The following is a 348-nucleotide window of genomic DNA, read 5'->3' as shown; positions in this document are numbered from 1 at the left end:
GATAGCCGCGCGGTCAGGGTGAACTGCCCGAACATGAGCGTGACCTTGCCGGGAGCCAGGTCTTGGGCAAAGGTGTAGCTCCAGTCGCCGTTGGCGTTGGCGTAGCAATCGCCGTAGTAGACGTAGGCATCGTTGTGCACACAAACCCTGCCGTTGGGCGCGGCCTTGCCGGTGAGTGTGGGTCGCAGTGTCTGGACGCTACTGTTGTTGGCCGGGGTAGAAATGGTCGGCGGCGTGGTCGTGGTCATGCCCGTTGTGGCTGAGAGCGTCAGCGTGTGCGCCTTATCGGGCGACAGCCGCGCGGTCCGGGTGAACTGCCCGAACATGAGCGTGACCTTGCAGGGCGCC

Annotated in this window: 1 protein-coding gene; it reads left to right on the top strand. The window is 64.4% G+C overall.

Annotated elements, in window-relative coordinates; genetic code table 11:
* Nucleotides 1–132 precede the first annotated feature (132 nt).
* The coding region (locus HX783_RS29845) for a hypothetical protein (RefSeq protein WP_218175454.1) at nucleotides 133–348 on the top strand (216 nt) is incomplete at its 3' end.

The sequence above is a fragment of the Pseudomonas sp. D2002 genome, from assembly GCF_013385735.1.
Lineage (GTDB): Bacteria > Pseudomonadota > Gammaproteobacteria > Pseudomonadales > Pseudomonadaceae > Aquipseudomonas.
The sequence above is the reverse complement of the archived record's forward strand: the minus strand, read 5'-3'. Positions and strand labels throughout refer to the sequence as shown.